This window comes from Shewanella sp. 10N.261.52.F9 (genome assembly GCF_041471165.1).
In the GTDB taxonomy this organism is placed as follows: Bacteria; Pseudomonadota; Gammaproteobacteria; order Enterobacterales; family Shewanellaceae; genus Shewanella; species Shewanella marinintestina.
This window is the reverse complement of record NZ_JBFRNX010000012.1, coordinates 145,011-161,756: the sequence shown is the minus strand read 5'-3', so window position 1 is coordinate 161,756 and position 16,746 is coordinate 145,011. Positions and strand designations below refer to the sequence as shown.

General features: G+C 41.4%; 14 protein-coding genes. 8 read left to right on the top strand and 6 right to left on the bottom strand.

All coding sequences use genetic code 11. The annotated features are described in order from the left end of the window. Positions 1 to 27 precede the first annotated feature (27 nt). Both ribF and murJ read right to left on the bottom strand, forming a co-directional pair. The gene (gene ribF, locus AB4298_RS08445) at positions 28 to 963 is read right to left on the bottom strand and encodes a bifunctional riboflavin kinase/FAD synthetase (RefSeq protein WP_248997529.1); all 936 of its coding nucleotides are present in this window, start codon (positions 961 to 963) and stop codon (positions 28 to 30) included. A 65-nt stretch (positions 964 to 1,028) separates the two neighbouring features. After that, complete coding sequence (gene murJ, locus AB4298_RS08440) at positions 1,029 to 2,588, bottom strand: murein biosynthesis integral membrane protein MurJ (protein WP_371986331.1); 1,560 nt, start codon at positions 2,586 to 2,588, stop codon at positions 1,029 to 1,031. Between the two features lie 255 nt (positions 2,589 to 2,843). Between murJ and rpsT the strand changes: the two genes are divergently transcribed. After that, positions 2,844 to 3,110 carry a 30S ribosomal protein S20 gene (rpsT, locus tag AB4298_RS08435; protein WP_248950055.1) on the top strand — a complete coding sequence of 89 codons (267 nt, stop codon included), beginning with the start codon at positions 2,844 to 2,846 and terminating at the stop codon, positions 3,108 to 3,110. 232 nt (positions 3,111 to 3,342) lie between these two features. Here rpsT and AB4298_RS08430 read toward each other — a convergent pair whose 3' ends face one another. After that, on the bottom strand, positions 3,343 to 3,657 hold the full coding sequence (locus AB4298_RS08430; RefSeq protein ID WP_028767516.1) for an ArsR/SmtB family transcription factor: 315 nt from the start codon (positions 3,655 to 3,657) through the stop codon (positions 3,343 to 3,345). A gap of 135 nt (positions 3,658 to 3,792) precedes the next feature. Here AB4298_RS08430 and AB4298_RS08425 point away from each other — a divergent pair, with 135 nt between their 5' ends. Further along, a complete protein-coding gene (locus tag AB4298_RS08425) occupies positions 3,793 to 5,193 on the top strand; it encodes a M28 family metallopeptidase (RefSeq protein WP_248997531.1) in 1,401 nt (466 codons plus the stop codon). 65 nt (positions 5,194 to 5,258) lie between these two features. Here the strand turns inward: AB4298_RS08425 and yaaA are convergent, their stop codons facing one another. Then, entirely contained in the window at positions 5,259 to 6,032 is a 774-nt protein-coding gene (gene yaaA / locus AB4298_RS08420; RefSeq protein WP_248997532.1) for a peroxide stress protein YaaA, read from the bottom strand. Between the two features lie 112 nt (positions 6,033 to 6,144). Next, the gene (locus AB4298_RS08415; RefSeq protein ID WP_248997533.1) at positions 6,145 to 7,614 is read right to left on the bottom strand and encodes an alanine/glycine:cation symporter family protein; all 1,470 of its coding nucleotides are present in this window, start codon (positions 7,612 to 7,614) and stop codon (positions 6,145 to 6,147) included. 424 nt (positions 7,615 to 8,038) lie between these two features. Here AB4298_RS08415 and AB4298_RS08410 point away from each other — a divergent pair, with 424 nt between their 5' ends. The 5 genes from AB4298_RS08410 (at position 8,039) to AB4298_RS08390 (ending at position 15,045) form a co-directional block, all read left to right on the top strand. Further along, on the top strand, positions 8,039 to 10,405 hold the full coding sequence (locus AB4298_RS08410) for a phosphoketolase family protein (RefSeq protein WP_248997534.1): 2,367 nt from the start codon (positions 8,039 to 8,041) through the stop codon (positions 10,403 to 10,405). Between the two features lie 239 nt (positions 10,406 to 10,644). Continuing rightward, on the top strand, positions 10,645 to 11,742 hold the full coding sequence (locus AB4298_RS08405; protein WP_248997535.1) for an OmpA family protein: 1,098 nt from the start codon (positions 10,645 to 10,647) through the stop codon (positions 11,740 to 11,742). 283 nt (positions 11,743 to 12,025) lie between these two features. Beyond that, on the top strand, positions 12,026 to 12,982 hold the full coding sequence (gene tal / locus AB4298_RS08400) for a transaldolase (protein ID WP_248997536.1): 957 nt from the start codon (positions 12,026 to 12,028) through the stop codon (positions 12,980 to 12,982). Positions 12,983 to 12,998: 16 nt separating this feature from the next. Next, positions 12,999 to 14,636 carry a glucose-6-phosphate isomerase gene (pgi, locus tag AB4298_RS08395; protein WP_371986330.1) on the top strand — a complete coding sequence of 546 codons (1,638 nt, stop codon included), beginning with the start codon at positions 12,999 to 13,001 and terminating at the stop codon, positions 14,634 to 14,636. A 223-nt stretch (positions 14,637 to 14,859) separates the two neighbouring features. Next, complete coding sequence (locus tag AB4298_RS08390; protein ID WP_248997538.1) at positions 14,860 to 15,045, top strand: DUF3545 family protein; 186 nt, start codon at positions 14,860 to 14,862, stop codon at positions 15,043 to 15,045. A 58-nt stretch (positions 15,046 to 15,103) separates the two neighbouring features. Here the strand turns inward: AB4298_RS08390 and AB4298_RS08385 are convergent, their stop codons facing one another. Continuing rightward, positions 15,104 to 15,643, bottom strand: a complete 540-nt coding sequence (locus AB4298_RS08385; protein ID WP_248997539.1) for a hemerythrin domain-containing protein — start codon at positions 15,641 to 15,643, stop codon at positions 15,104 to 15,106. Between the two features lie 242 nt (positions 15,644 to 15,885). Between AB4298_RS08385 and nfo the strand changes: the two genes are divergently transcribed. Beyond that, the gene (gene nfo / locus AB4298_RS08380; protein ID WP_371986329.1) at positions 15,886 to 16,740 is read left to right on the top strand and encodes a deoxyribonuclease IV; all 855 of its coding nucleotides are present in this window, start codon (positions 15,886 to 15,888) and stop codon (positions 16,738 to 16,740) included. Positions 16,741 to 16,746 lie beyond the last annotated feature (6 nt).

Sequence of the window (16,746 nt, the reverse complement as noted above, 5' to 3'; positions counted from 1 at the left end):
CCTTTACCGTTTTGTTCGCTAAGCTGTTCAGCCTGCATCGCTACCAAGTAGTGCTTTCGCTCTATTGGCATCATCTTTAATTTGTTTTTTCAGCGCATCTAACGATCCGAATGGCTGCTCGTCTCTAATCTTTGCCACTAACTCAACTTCAACAGCCTTACCGTATAGGTCGCCATCAAAATCAAACAAATGGACTTCTAACTGACATACTTGCCCATTAACAGTGGGTCTAAAGCCAACATTAGCAACACCTTCATAGATATCACTATTGTCCCAATACAACTTCACCGCAAACACACCTCTAACAGGTGTTACTTTACGCTTTAAGGCAATATTTGCAGTAGGAAAACCTATTGTTCTGCCAATTTTTTCGCCATGAGCAACCTTGCCACTTAAGGTAAATGGGTGACCAAGCAAACGTCTAGCTTGTTCTAAATTACCTTTTGCTAGCAACTGCCTAATTTCTGTTGAACTAACGCGCTTATCGCCCAAAATAAAACTTTGTGTGCTGACTACTGCAAAACCATGCTTTTCACCGGCTTTACGCAGCATGTCGAAGTTACCTTGACGTTGCTTACCAAAACAAAAGTCATCACCGACAACTAAATACTTTACGCCTAACGCTTTAACCAGCAATTGCTCGATAAACTCTTCGGCACTGTAGTTGGCAAACTTCTTATTAAAGTTAACACACAACAAACGGTCTATTTTTAACTCATCAAGTAAAACGATTTTATCACGCAGCAAGCTCAATCTTGCTGGCGCATCTTCGCCTTGAAACAACTCTTGTGGCTGCGGTTCAAATGTCATCACTGCCGCAGGCAAACCTAAATGTTCAGCCTTTGCTACTAAGCGACTAATCACTTCCGCATGACCACGGTGAACACCATCAAAGTTGCCTATTGTTAATACGCAACCATGATGTTTCGGCAAAATATTATGTATACCGCGGATTAATTCCATTATCTTACACGACACATGAGAGTAAATGGGCGGATTATATACCAGCTAGCCTTCATAATCAGCACTCAAACTGCAGCTTTCATCTTCCAAGGGCGAATTCCTAGTAAAACTAAGCAAATAAAATACGCGACTGCTGCAAATACAATCAATTTAACTAACGTATAGCTTCGCTCTATAAAGGATAGATCAAGCCATTGAGCTGTGGTGGGGTCAAATTTGAATAACACCAACACCATTATACTTGCGGCTAAAGCCGCTTTTACAAAAAACATAAGCGTCGCTTTATTAAACTTATATACATTAGCTTTATGCAAACCACGATACAGTAAAAATGCGTTTAACAACGCTGACATTGACGTCGCAATAGCAAGTCCAACATAACCAAATGGAATCGCAAATATCAGGTTGAATACCATGTTGCTGACCATGGCGATGATACCGTAGCGCACAGGTGTTTTGGTGTCTTGTCTTGAGTAATAACCCGGTGCCAAGATTTTAATCATCATAAAGCTGAGTAAGCCACTACCGTATGCCATTAAACTGTAAGATGCCATTTCAACATCTTGATAGCTAAATGCACCGCGCATAAAAAGTACCATTAACATAGGTTTGGCTAAAATGATCAAGCCACACATTGCCGGTAATCCAAGCAACACAATCGCTTTTACCCCCCAGTCCATGGTTTTTGCAAACTCGCCACTTTCAGCATTTACATGCCTTTTAGATAAAGCAGGCAAAATCACGGTGGCAATTGCAATTCCAAATAAGCCCAACGGAAATTCAAGTAAACGGTCAGAGTAATACAGCCAACTAATCGAGCCCGTCATTAAAAAGCTGGCTATAAAAGTATCAAGTAACAAGTTAATTTGTGATACAGATACGCCAAACAACGCGGGGATCATGAGGGTTCGAATTTTCGTTACTCCAGGATGATTCCAACCCCAGCTAGGTTTAACCAGTGCCTTTTCTTGCATAAGGAAAGGGATTTGAAACAAAAACTGGATCAAGCCACCTAAAAATACGCCGCAAGCTAAACCAATTTCTGGCTGCTGCATATTAGGAGCAAGAAAAATAGCCGCACTAATAATGGCAATGTTCAAAAATACCGGTGTAAACGCAGATACTGCAAAGCGGCCACGAGTATTAAGAATCGAACCAGCTAACGCAGTAAACGTAATAAACCACAAATACGGGAAGGTAATTTTTAACATTAACGAGGCAAGCTCAAACTTCTCACCATTAGGCTCATCATTAAGCCAAGCAAGAAACCAGCCGCCACCAAATAATGCCGTTAATACCGGTGATGCGATTACACCGATCAAAGTTACAATACTCACCAAAATACCTAAGGTGCCAGCAACCTTACCAATTAACTCATTAACCTCTGCACGAGTGTTTTTCTCTTGATACTCCGTTAAAACAGGCACAAATGCTTGGGCAAAAGCGCCTTCAGCAAATAGTCGTCTTAAAAAGTTGGGAATTTTATTGGCAAAGAAAAATACGTCCGCACTGCTCCCCGCTCCCATAAGGTTCGCGATCACGACATCTCGCACTAAACCTAAAACACGGGAAATCAACGTCATGGCACTCACAATGATGCCTGACTTTACTAACTTCTTGCTCAAAACGCCCCCTGCTCCTGTTTCGGAGCTAAATTACTTTGGCAATATCACGTAAAAATCGGTATTAGCCCTATTGTCTCTTGGTAATACCTGCTAGAATTGCGCCACATATTACACGAGTTAGGTTGAAGATAGCCAAGCTGGTTGGATTATTTTGAGTTAATCAAATTGATTCAATCATTGTCATTGACAAAGTGACATAAATAGGGCATATTCCTCGACCTTAAAAATACCAATCCCAGTTTTAGGAGTTGCACCTTGGCTAATAGCAAGTCTGCAAAGAAGCGCGCGCTTCAATCTGAAAAGCGTCGCCAGCACAACGCTAGCCGTAGCTCAATGCTACGTACTTACGTTAAAAAAGTAATCGCTGCAATCAATGCAGGTGACCACGCGTCAGCTACAGCTGCTTTCGCAGTAGCACAACCAATTGTTGACCGTATGGCGACTAAAGGTCTTATTCACAAGAATAAGGCTGCTCGTTATAAGTCACGCTTAAACGCTAAAATCAAAGCAATCGCTGCTTAATTTTTAGTTTTAAAGTAAAGATAAAAACCGGCCTCGGCCGGTTTTTTTATATCTACAATTTACCACGCCCGCCCCCCTTCATTGCTCTACATATTCTATATTAGTAAATTTTAGGCAAAAAAATAGAGAGGACATGCCTCTCCATTAATCATCTATTTTGTAGCGCTTATACAATCAATAAAAACCAGCCGTAGTAAAAACTAACAACTGGCTTTATTTTACTTAGCGTTCACTAAGCAACCGTTTTTAAGCTATCGCAATAAATGTTATTGAGTAACTTAATGATTTCAGCAACTTCTTCACTCTTTAACGAATAATAAACCGTTTGAGCTTCTTTGCGGGTTTCAACTAAATTATCTTTACGCAACCAAGCTAAGTGCTGAGACAGAGCAGACTGACTTAACCCCAACTTCTTATTCATTTCACCAACACACATCTCACCTTCATTAAGAAGGTAACACAAAATAAACAGACGACGTTCGTTGGCCAACGCTTTTAACAACACAACGGCATGATCTGCTCGTTGTTGCATTAGTTCTATATTCATTACGAGCCATTTCTCCTAAAACAAACCGACGCTCTAATATAGCGTTGCCTTACAGATATAGTCGGGACATAAAGCACACTTTTTGCTAGATTGTTTTTAAAAATGGGATATACGTAATAAAAACAAAGGAAACTTATGAAAAACAACTATCTCAATATGCTTTATGGCGTCATTTTCCTTGGCTTAACTGGTTGCCTGCATACTGATATTAACAACCCAGACAGGGCTATAAGTGCAAAATTACAACAAAAAGCACTAAATTCGACTCTGGCATATGAGCTGGTTGAATCATTAACTGTTGAGGTAGGCCCTAGACTTGCTGGAAGCGAACAAGATTTAATCGCTGTAGAATGGGCTGAAAATAAACTCAACAATTTGGGTTTCGATAAGGTTTATAAAGAAGCGGTACAAGTCCCTGTTTGGCATCGTGGTGAAGCAAAGGCGTCAATTACCTCGCCTTATGCCCAACCATTAGTTATCACTGCACTAGGTGGTAGTATTTCAACCCCTAAAGAGGGTATTGAAGCCAATATAATCCGATTTAATAGCTTAACAGAGTTACAACAGGCTTCGTCAGCCGATGTTCACGGTAAAATTGTATTTATCGACCATGTAACTGAACGACATAAAACGGGTAAAGGTTATGGTAAAAGTGTTGGTGGTCGCTCTAAAGGAGCCATTGCAGCGGCACAAAAAGGCGCCGTAGCGATAATGATCCGTTCGATTGGCACAGATCATGACCGTATGGCACACACGGGTATGATGCGTTATCAAGAAGGCGTAAACAAAATTCCGGCTGCAGCTATGTCTAACCCAGATGCAGATTTAATCAATGCCATGCTTAAGCGCAGCAAAAATATCAAAATAAAACTGCAACTGTCAGCTGAAAACCAAGGCTTTGCTACCTCATACAATGTTATAGCTGAAGTTACAGGTTCGACAAAGCCTGATGAAATTGTGTTGATTAGCGCGCATTTAGACTCTTGGGACGAAGGTACTGGGGCAATTGATGATGGCGCAGGTGTCGCAATTGTTACCGCGGCAGGCAAACTCATTCAGGACTTGCCAGTAAAACCGGCAAGGACAGTTAGAGTTGTATTGTATGCTGCTGAAGAAGTTGGTCTGATCGGCGGCAAAACCTATGCTAAAGCTCACCAAGCTGAACTTTCTCAACATTATATTGCAGCAGAATCTGATTTTGGTGCCGGGCGTATATATCAAATTGACTTTAGAGCCAGTCAGCAAGGCTATGAAGAGCTTACAAAGTTAAGCCAGCCTATGATTACAAACGGAGTCGTTATGGGGAATAACAAGGCCTCAGGCGGCCCTGACGTATCAATGCTTCCTTCAATGGGCGTTCCAGTCGCATCTTTAAGGCAAGATGGCAGCGATTATTTTGATTACCACCACACACCGAATGACACCTTAGACAAAATTGAACCTGCTGCGTTGCAGCAAAATGTTGCCGCTTATGCGCAATTTGCTTATTTGATGGCGCAGTCAAATATTGAATTGCGCCCAATCGTTGCTAAATAATAACCAATCGTTAAAACAAAAAAGCAGCCATTAGGCTGCTTTTAACTGTGTGCATTAGCTAATACTTATTGTTCTTCACGTAAAAACACTGGCTCATTAGCTGTAGAGTCTTTCTCGCTATAGTAATAGCCTGCAGTATTGAACTCAGTAAGTCTCTCAAGAGACTCAACGTTATTATCGAGAATATAACGCACCATCATGCCACGGGCTTTTTTAGCAAAGAAGCTAATCACTTTGTATTGGCCATTCTTGCAATCTTTAAACACTGGCGTAATCAAGCTTGCGTTGAGTTTTTTAGGTTTAACCGCTTTAAAGTATTCATTAGAAGCTAAGTTGACAATAAACTCACAACCCTGCTCAGCAGTCGTTTGGTTTAGCTCATCAGTAATGACATCGCCCCAGAACTGATAGAGATTAGTACCACGTTCATTAGCTAAACGCGTCCCCATCTCTAACCGATAGGCCTGCATTAAATCTAATGGCTTTAGTAAACCATAAAGCCCTGAGAGAATTCTTAACTGTTTTTGCGCCTTCTGCAGGCTCACCTCTGATAACGTATCAGCATCAAGCCCTGTATATACATCACCACGAAAAGCAAATACGGCCTGTTTGGCATTTTCTGGCGTAAAGTCTTTTTGCCACGAGCTAAATCTAGCCACGTTTAAACCCGCAATTTTATCGCTGACCTTCATCAAAGTAGCAATATCTGTTGGCGTCAGTTTGCGGCAAACTTCTATAAGCTGTTCACTTTGATCCAGCAATGTAGGCATTGAATACAGCTCGGTGCCGGGTGGATTTTCAAAATCTAACGTTTTTGCAGGAGAAACAAGAATCAGCATAGCCAAGTCCTTTCAAAAATATTATTTAATTAAGACAATCATACTGATCAAAAACAAAAAAACCACGCTTTAACAGCGTGGTTTTTTAGATTGAGCTAATAACGCTTATAGATTAAGTACGGGCGTCATGAGCAACTTCTTGCGCTTTAATTTCTTCAGCAACTGTTTTGCTTGTCCAGATATCACCTTCTAAGTTTGAAAGCTCAGGGAATTTACTCGCATCAAACGTTGGCGTTTTACCACTTTTAAGCTGCTGGCGATAATCGTTAATCACTCGAATAGCCAAGCCAGATAGTAATAACAAAGCAATGATGTTAACCGTGGCCATTAGGCCCATAGACACATCAGCTAAATTCCAAACTAGACTAATCTTAGCTACAGCACCAAACATCACCATACCCAGAACACATACTCTGAAGATAGGTAGCGCTTTCTTGCTGTTACCAGATAAGAAAATGACGTTAGTTTCTGCGTAAGAGTAGTTAGCAATAATCGAGGTAAAGCAAAACAGTAAGATAGCTAAAGCGATAAAACCACCGCCCCAAGTACCCACGTGCTGGCTTAGTGCATCAATAGTCAGTTTGATCCCGTCACCACTTGAGCCCATATCGCCTGCTAACAAAATAATCGCGGCTGTAGCTGTACAGATAACGATAGTATCAACAAATACCCCCATCATTTGTACAAAGCCCTGCGATGCAGGGTGATTCGGGTTTGGTGAAGCACTCGCTGCTACGTTGGCTGCACTACCCATACCCGCTTCGTTAGAGAATAGACCACGTGCAATACCAGCTTGCATAGCCTGAGCAATGGTATAAGCCACGCCACCAGCAACCGCTTCTTGTAAACCAAACGCACTCTTAATCACTAACATAAATACGTCAGGAAGCTTCTCAATGTTCATCGCAACCACAACAAATGCAATTAAGATGTAAGCGATAGCCATCACAGGTACAACAATCTCAGAGACTTTAGCTACTTTGCGTAAGCCACCCATAATCACAAATGCACTAAGAATAACGATGGCAATCCCCACATACATTGGGTCAAAGCCAAACACTTGGGTCATTGCGCCAGTAATGGTGTTTGCCTGCACTGCGTTGAACACTAGACCAAAGGCAATAATCAGGAAAATTGAGAACAAAATCCCCATCCAACGCTGACCAAGACCTTTTTCCATGTAGTAAGATGGGCCGCCGCGGTACTGACCATCTTCGTCACGTACTTTGTAAACCTGAGCTAGTGTCGACTCAACCATAGCCGTTGCCATACCTAGTACCGCAATCAGCCACATCCAAAATACAGCACCAGGACCTGCAGCGCCAATCGCTACAGCAACACCCGCCATGTTACCCGCACCGACACGAGCCGCCATACTGGTACAAAATACTTGGAAAGATGATAAGCCACCTTTGCTTTCACCTTGGCGACTTTTAAGCATAATTTCGCCAGAATGCTTAAAGTGAGTAAGCTGGATAAATGCCAATCGAATGGTAAAGTACAGCCCGGCACCAACCAGTCCGTATACTAATAATTTTCCCCAAAGCAGTGCATTGAGAAAGTTAACGGTTGTTTCTATCATATAATTTCAATCCCCATGACAAACATAATCTAGCGAATGTTTCGCTGGATTAGGTTCACCCTGTGTTTGTCCTTCATAAAGTATTTAAATAACAGCAGATTTTATTTTCAAATTATCTTAAACGTGGAAAAGCTACATCACGCCTGCTGTAATCCGCGCAGCAAAATAGCATAGCATTGCTTCAACCCCGAGCGATATAGATCACAGTTTCTCATTTACCTGACAACCGCATCACATCGATCTTTATAGGCAGTTAAAAAACTTAACCAAATTAACATAACAACCACACGCAAACGACCAACATTTAATTGTACAAAAAGCTTTCAAAAAATCAGAGATAGCCCACGTTTTTGTAATAAAATTACAAATATAGTGACTAATATGAAATTTGTTTAACTTTATGATTACGTAAATGGGGTTATTTATGGCACATCAACAAGAAATTGTCGCACTGAAGAAATTTGTGAGAGCAACTAACTTTCTGGCGACTTCACAAATTTATTTAAAGCAAAACGTGTTGCATAAACGCGCACTTGAACACAGCGATATCAAACCAAGGCTGCTTGGACACTGGGGAACCTGCCCTGGTATCAACTTTGTTTATGCAAACGTCAACAGACTTATCACTAAACACAATCGTTCATTTGTTTATCTCGTTGGCCCTGGCCACGGATTCCCAGCAGTACAAGCTAACTTATTTATGGAAGGCTCATTGAGCCACTTTTACCCCGAAACCATTCCATATAATGAAGTCGGTATTACCGATATTTGTCAAAAGTTCTCTGCAGCCTATGGCTATCCATCGCATGCTAACCCTGAAGCTCCAGGGCAGATTCTTGAAGGCGGCGAACTTGGTTACTCATTATCCGTTGCTTGGGGAGCAGTATTAGATAATCCAGATTTAATTGCTGCCTGCCTAATCGGTGATGGTGAGTCAGAAACGGGCCCACTTGCTGCTTCTTGGTACGCTAACCGTCTAGTGTCTCCTAAAAACAATGGCGCCGTGCTACCAATCGTTCATATCAATGGCTATAAAATTTCAGGTCCGACTCGTATGGGCCGTATGAGTCATGAAGAGCTCGATTTAGAGTTTAGAGGTTTAGGTTATCACCCAATCATTGTCGATGATCAGTTAGAAGAGGACGTATACGTGCAGATGGCTGCCGCCATGGACACCTCTTATGCAATGATTAACGATATTCAAACTCGCGCTCGTGCAGGTGAAGATATCGTAAAACCACGTTGGCCTGTGATTTTAATGCGTACAGCAAAAGGTTGGACTGGTACTGCCGAATTTGACGGTAAGAAACTTGAAGGTAACTGCGAATCACACCAAGTTATTGTTAATAAGTGTGCTAAAGATAAAGCGCACTTAGACGCCCTTAATACTTGGCTTGCGAGTTACAAGTTCCATGAGCTTTATCAAATTAATGATAAAGGCGAACTAATCTTTGATGAAGATATTCAAAGCCTACTTCCACCTAAAGAGCTCACTTGTGGTCGTCAGCACTTAAGCTACGGTGGCGAAGTCGTTCGTGCCTTAACAAACCCTGATTTAGAAAAGCTAGCCTACGGAGCAGAAACCCCACGTGGCCAGCGCGGCTTATCTATGTTTAAGATGGGCGAGTGGATGCGGGATGCATTTAAACTCAATCGCGACCAACGTAATTTACGTATCTTCTGTCCTGACGAAACCTACTCAAACCAACTACAAGCTGTGTTTGAAGAAACCAGCCGTGCATGGCAATGGCCAATTGAAAGCTGGGATGAGGACATGAGTCGCGACGGCCGTGTAATAGAGCTGCTATCAGAGAACTTGTTGTTCGGTATGCTCCACGGCTACACAGTAACAGGTCGTCACGCAATGTTCCCGACATATGAGGCGTTTTCTCAAGTTGTATCATCAATGGCTGACCAATACTGTAAATATGTTTATGCCAGCCAAGGTGTGCATTTCCGCAAACCAGTGCCAGCATGTAACGTTGTATTATCATCACTACTTGAGCGCCAGGATCACAACGGTTACTCACATCAGAATCCATCTTTCTTAGGCGCTATGCTTGAGAAACATCCAAAGATTATCTCTGCTTATTTACCAGCAGATGGTAACAGTACACTTGTTTATACCGAGCGTGCTTATGCTGATCGCGACAAGCTAAACATTCTGGTTGCAGGTAAAAAAGACCTACCTCAATGGTTAACGCTTGATGAAGCTCGTCAGCAGGCAAAAGATGGTGTCATGGTTTGGGATTTTGCATCAGACGAAAATCCAGATGTCGTTCTAGTGGGCTGTGGTGACTACGTTACCCAAGAGGCAATGGCTGCGCTTGTGCTTATTCGTGAATTATTACCACGCGTACGCATTCGTTTTGTCAGCGTAACTGAATTAACCAGCAGCGGTTTAGGTAGTTTAGAATTCCAGAACAAGCCTTGGCTAATGGATGAAATCTTTACCGCCGATAAAGGCGTGGTCTTTAACTATCACGGCTATCCAAACACCATTAAGAAACTTGTGTTTGATTATAAAGGCAGTAAGCGTTTCAGAATTAAGGGTTATGAAGAAGAAGGGTCAACTACGACTCCATTTGATATGGGTGTACGTAACGGTACCTCTCGCTACCACCTCGTTATCGATATGGCCTATAAGCTGTTCCAACAAAGTGTTATTGATGAGACTCAACATGTCGCCATTACAACAGATATGTTGCAACGCTTAGTCGATCACAGAAACTACATTAAAGCTAACGGTGTAGATCCTGAGAGCATCGAAAACTGGGTTTGGACACGCTAATCAAAACGCCATTTTGGCGTAATTTAAGCTAAAAAAAGGGCGCTTTTATTATAAAGCGCCCTTTTTACAACCTTTAACTTACACAATAAATCACAATTAAAGTGGAAAATATTACATTTGCAACAGATAATAGTGTCAGCTAGCTAAAATATAAAGGAGCTCCGTAATAAGTGCTGGCCCTGTTTAGAATAATTTCTAACAGACGGAGGCGTTTTATAAATAAAACATAAGGATTTCGAATGATGAACAATACACTAAAAGCAGTTCTGCTTACTTCAATGTTACCTTTTGCTGCAACCGCAGCTGACGGCATGAGCCCCTGGTATGTAGGTGGCGGTGTCGGCATCAATAATTACGAGCCTAATTGCGATCAGAAAACCATGAAGACTTGTGGTGAAGATGATCCATATGCATGGGACGTATTTGCAGGTTACTTATTTAACGACTATTTCGGTGCAGAGGTTGGTTATCGTGACCTAGGCCGTGCAGAATGGGTCGACTATTCAAACAAACTAAATGATGTAGGTGCTAAAGGTATGAACCTTGGCCTTGTGGCATTTTGGCCTTTTGCTGGCAACTGGAGCTTGTCAGCAGAGGCTGGTGCTTTTAACTACGTTATCTCTAACAACAAGCAATGGGGTTCAGAATACTACAGTGACAATGGTGTAGCGCCATACTTTGGTGCAGGTATTGGTTACAATATTACCGATAACCTAAAGATCCAAGCTAAATATCGTCGCTATGAAAACCTCGACGAGGACAAGTGGAAAACACTTGAAATGGAAAGTAACTACTGGGGTCTAGAACTTAGCTACCGCTTCGGCAGCAAAGCAAAACCTGCTCCTGTTGTTGCACCAATCATAGTTGCCGACTCCGACAACGATGGTGTTAATGACGATATGGACCAATGTCCAAATACGCCATCAACTCATCAAGTTGATAACTATGGCTGTACGATTTATGAAGAAACTGAGTACACCTTTGACTTAGAAGCTAACTTTAAAAATAACTCGGCAAAAGTTGAACCTTCATCTCTTGGCGACATTGAAACGTTAGCAGACTTTATCAATCAACACCCTAATGCAGAAGTGTTGATTTCAGGTCACGCTTCTAATACTGGTAGCCCAGCTTACAACATGAAGCTTTCAGAGCGCCGTGCTGCTTCAGTTGCTGATATTTTAATTAATCAGTATGGTGTTGCCCCTGCAAAAGTGACTTCTAAAGGCTTTGGTATCACTCAGCCGTTAATTGAAGGCAGCTCAGCAGAAGCAAACCGCGTTAACCGCCGCATCGAAGCGCATGTAACTGGAACAGAGAAAACACCAGTTCTTAAATAAGCTGTACGATATACAAGCAAAGCTCACGGTTATCACAACCGTGAGCTTTTTTAATTTTGAATCAGCATAAAAAAGCTATACTTCTTGGTTAAACTGATAATCAACACCAATTCTTAGCAAAATCTCGTACTTAGATTACCAAAAAAGACCGTTTAAATGATTTTTAGCAACTTTTGTGTAATTTTTTTTCATATATAGTTGGAATGTTCATTAAAATGGCTTTTAATAGCTGGTAAATTAATTGTCCAAACGATGCTGTTCATAGAGTAAGGATGTAATACGCATGGCCAACACATTAGAACAACTTAAACCTTTCACTACCATTGTTGCCGATACTGGTGATATTGAAGCCATAAAACGTTACCAGCCAGAAGACGCAACGACTAACCCGTCTCTCATTTTAAAAGCATCCGAAATTCCGGAATACAGTGCACTAATCGAAAATGCTATCACTTGGGCTAAAAGTCAAAGTGATGTTCTTGCACAGCAAATTGAAGATGCTGGGGACAAGCTTGCAGTAAATATCGGTTTAGAGATCTTAAAAATTGTTCCGGGCCGTATTTCTACAGAAGTTGATGCACGCCTTTCATTTGACCAAGCAGGCTCTATTGCTAAAGCGCACAAGCTTATCAAGCTTTACCAAGAAGCTGGTATCGATAAGTCTCGTATCCTAATCAAGCTCGCATCTACTTGGGAAGGTATTTGCGCAGCTAAGCAGTTAGAACAAGAAGGCATCAACTGTAACCTAACCTTGCTATTTAGCTTTGCTCAAGCACGTGCATGTGCTGAAGCAGGTGTATACCTGATCTCTCCTTTCGTAGGACGTATTCTAGATTGGTATAAGAAAGATACTGGCCTTGAGTATTCAGCGACTGAAGATCCAGGTGTTGTTTCTGTTACTGGCATTTACAACTACTACAAACGTCATGGCTTTAACACTGTCGTTATGGGCGCAAGCTTCCGTAACACTGGTGAGATCATTGAACTTGCAGGTTGTGACCGTCTAACGATTGGCCCTGCACTTCTTGAAGAGCTACAAAATAGCAATACGCCTATTGTTCAAAAGCTATTACCTGCAACTGAAGTTGTTGCACCTGAAGCAGCAATGACAGAAGCACAATTCCGTTGGGAGTTTAACGAAGACCCTATGGCGGTTGAAAAACTTGCTGAAGGGATCCGTAATTTTGCCATCGACCAAGGTAAACTTGAAGTGATGCTAAAAGACAAACTTTCGTCTTAATGGAATAGGACTCAAAATGACTGAACTCACTCAACAAGCCACTTGGCAAGCATTAGAGCAGCATAGTCATTCGCTGCCTCATATGCGCGAGCTATTTAGCACTGATCCTCAGCGTTTTAATGACATGTCGACTCAGGCTTGTGGATTATTACTCGATTACTCTAAAAACCGCGCCTCAAAAGAGACTATGTCTCTTTTATTCAAGCTAGCTAAAGAGACCCAGCTTGAAGCAAAAATTAAGGCGATGTTTGCAGGTGAAATCATTAATAATACTGAACAAAGGGCAGTACTTCATACTGCTCTACGTGCACCTGCTGACCAAATTATTAATGTTGATGGCAATGATATTGTTGCCGAAGTGCAACAAACTCTGGCAAAAATGGGTGAGTTCGTTGACTCATTAACTTCAGGTAACTGGAAAGGCTACACAGGTAAAACGATTACTGACGTTGTCAGTATCGGTATAGGTGGTTCTTTCCTCGGCCCAAAAATTGTGTCACAAGCGCTACGTCCATACTGGACTGGGCACTTAAACTGTCATTTTGTCGCTAACGTAGATGGGACTTCTATTACAGAAAAGCTAAAAAGCTTAGATCCGCAAACAACTTTGTTTGTTATGTCTTCTAAATCTTTTGGCACCCAAGAAACATTAACCAACACGCTAACTGCCAAAGAGTGGTTTTTAAACCAAGGCGCATCACAATCTGATGTCGCTAGGCACTTTGTCGCAGTAAGTTCAAATGTTGCTAAAGCGACAGAGTTTGGTATTGATGCTAACAACATCTTCCCAATGTGGGATTGGGTTGGCGGTCGTTACTCACTTTGGTCTGCGATTGGATTACCTATTGCACTGTTAATCGGCATGGATAACTTTCGCGAATTATTAGCTGGTGCCCATGAAATGGACAAGCATTTTGCCAATACGCCTTTAGAAAACAATATGCCTGTAATTATGGGCTTATTCTCTCTATGGTACGGTAACTTCTTTAATGCTCAGTCGCATGTAGTCTTAACTTATGATCACTACTTAAGAGGTCTTCCTGCTTACTTCCAGCAATTAGACATGGAAAGTAATGGTAAGTCAGTGACTCTTAACGGTACTGATGTCGATTACAGCACAGGTCCTGTTATTTGGGGTGGTGAAGGTACTAACGGTCAGCATGCTTACCATCAGTTATTGCACCAAGGGACAGCACTTATTCCTGCAGACTTCATTATGCCACTAAACAGCCATAACCCTGTTGGTGAGCACCATGTTCAACTTGCTTCGAACTGTTTTGGTCAAACCCAAGCATTAATGCAGGGTCGCACTTATGAAGAAGCACTTGCAGAATTAAGCACTAGCAATCTTGATGATGAGCAAAAACAGCTTATTGCCAAGCACAAAGTGATGCCAGGTAATAAGCCAAGCAATACCATTCTAATGGATAAGCTTACGCCAACAACATTAGGCGCGCTTATTGCACTTTATGAACATAGAACTTTTGTTCAAGGTGCTATTTGGCAAATCAATTCATTTGATCAATGGGGCGTTGAACTCGGTAAGCAACTAGGTAATGACGTACTTGAGCGCCTAACTGCTGACAAAAGTGCCGATGAGCTCGATACATCGAGTAATGGTCTAATCAACCTGTTTAGACAGGGAAACATCTAGCACTAACGCTAAAGTTTAAAAAGCCAGTTTCGACTGGCTTTTTTGTTTTTTAAAGCTAAGCATTCCAAATTTCCCTATAAAAATCTCATTTCTAGCTCCCTTAAAGCCAAATCAAAACATTAAAGCTTCATCTTGATTTAACATTTTTGAAACATTTTAGTTGCACCATGAACAAAAATCATGCTATTAAATTAGAAAAGAAAATAAACAAAAGGAGGTTGCCATGAATCGTCTCGATTATGGTAGTGCGCTAGATAGTATTGTTGAAAAGCCAAGCCGCTCAAGAAGCTCCAATAAAAAGCGCAAATGGCGAGAAATTGAAGTGCTGAAAGAGAAGCATCGTCTGCTCAAAGAGCTTCAAGAAATGGATAATGGCTTTGATGGCGAGTTAGACAGCCTAATGATGTAATAAGTTAATACCATTAAAAAGAGCGCTAGTAGCGCTCTTTTTTGATCTTAGGCTCGTACTACTCAGCACAATCTAAATATTCTCTTAGCTCTTCAAAAAGCGCAGAATCACTCTCATTAAACAATGGATCGTCAACTAAGCGTACTTTACACATATCACGCACTTGCAGCCAATCACTGTCAGTAATAACCTCCCGCCACTTCGGAAATACAATCGTTTCTTCAAATTGCATATGAGTCTTTTGCATACAAACATAACTAGTTAAATCACTGATCAACTGTTCTTTCGAAACAACAATATCACTGAGGATTAAATTCAATGTTGCCATTAATGATGACGATGCTTCACCTAAACGTTCATGCTCTGTTGTCAACTGTTGATTAATATGCTCTCTTCCTAACTTGCTCCAATAAAACTCAGAAATGACCTCTTCTAAAGGGTGATGGCTATGTTCTGCATAGCTTTGCATATACTCTACGATATCGCGGACGACATTGTAATTAATGGCCTCTCCTGCCGCTAACTTAGTGTGTTTGTCGGTTAACACATTTAGCAAAATAGTAATGTGTTTATGATCGTGCATGAGCCTTGCTAGCATAATTGTCTCCACCTTCATCCTCACCCACTACCTCTTATATTAGTAAAGCGTACAAATAACACCCAATATAACAGGCCACTAAAAACTAAATGAATGATGCAGATCAAGCAGTTTTAAACTAATGAACAATCGCTTAGGCATTAAATTAACTAGATAAAAATTTAATGCCTACAAAGATGCCAAGACCACTCTGTTCTCATGCATAATGCTTATTATTACCCCCAATGGCAGGAACAGATTCAATGCAACAAACTCACTTTATTGGTGCCCATGTAAGTGCCTCAGGAGGCATCGCTAATGCACCACTAAATGCCGCAGCTATTGGCGCCAATGCATTTGCTCTATTCACTAAGAACCAAAGACGCTGGCAGGCTAAAGAACTGGAAACCAAGCAAATAGATCTGTTTCAGCGCCACTGTGATGATGCCAATATTAGAATGGAAGCAATTTTGCCACACGATAGCTACCTAATTAACTTAGGCCACCCAGATGAAGAACAACTCACTAAATCTCGGCTAGCATTTTTCGATGAAATAAAACGTTGTGAACAAATAGGCTTGAGCTTACTTAACTTCCACCCTGGTAGCCACTTACGCAAAATTCCAATCGACGACTGTTTAACTAAAATTAGTGAATCAATAAACTTAGCGTTAGATTGCAGCTCAGGAGTTACTGCTGTAATAGAAAATACTGCCGGGCAAGGTTCTAATCTGGGTCATAGTTTCGAGCAACTGGCTCAAATAATTGAAGGTGTTGAAGATAAATCTAGAGTAGGAATTTGTATCGATACCTGTCACCTGTTTGCCGCGGGTTATGATATCCGTACGCAAAAAGCTTGTGAGCAAACTTTTGATTTATTCGACAAGATAGTAGGGAATCAATACTTAAAAGCAATGCACTTAAATGACAGCAAAACACCGCTCAACAGCCGTGTCGACCGTCATCAATCTTTAGGCCAAGGTGAAATAGGCCAAGAAGCTTTTGCAAGCCTAATGAAATTAGACGTGATGAAAGGGATCCCACTGATTTTAGAAACTGTGCAGCCGGAGATTTGGCAACAAGAGATAAACTGGTTACGCTTTCTCGCAAAGCAATAACGCTAA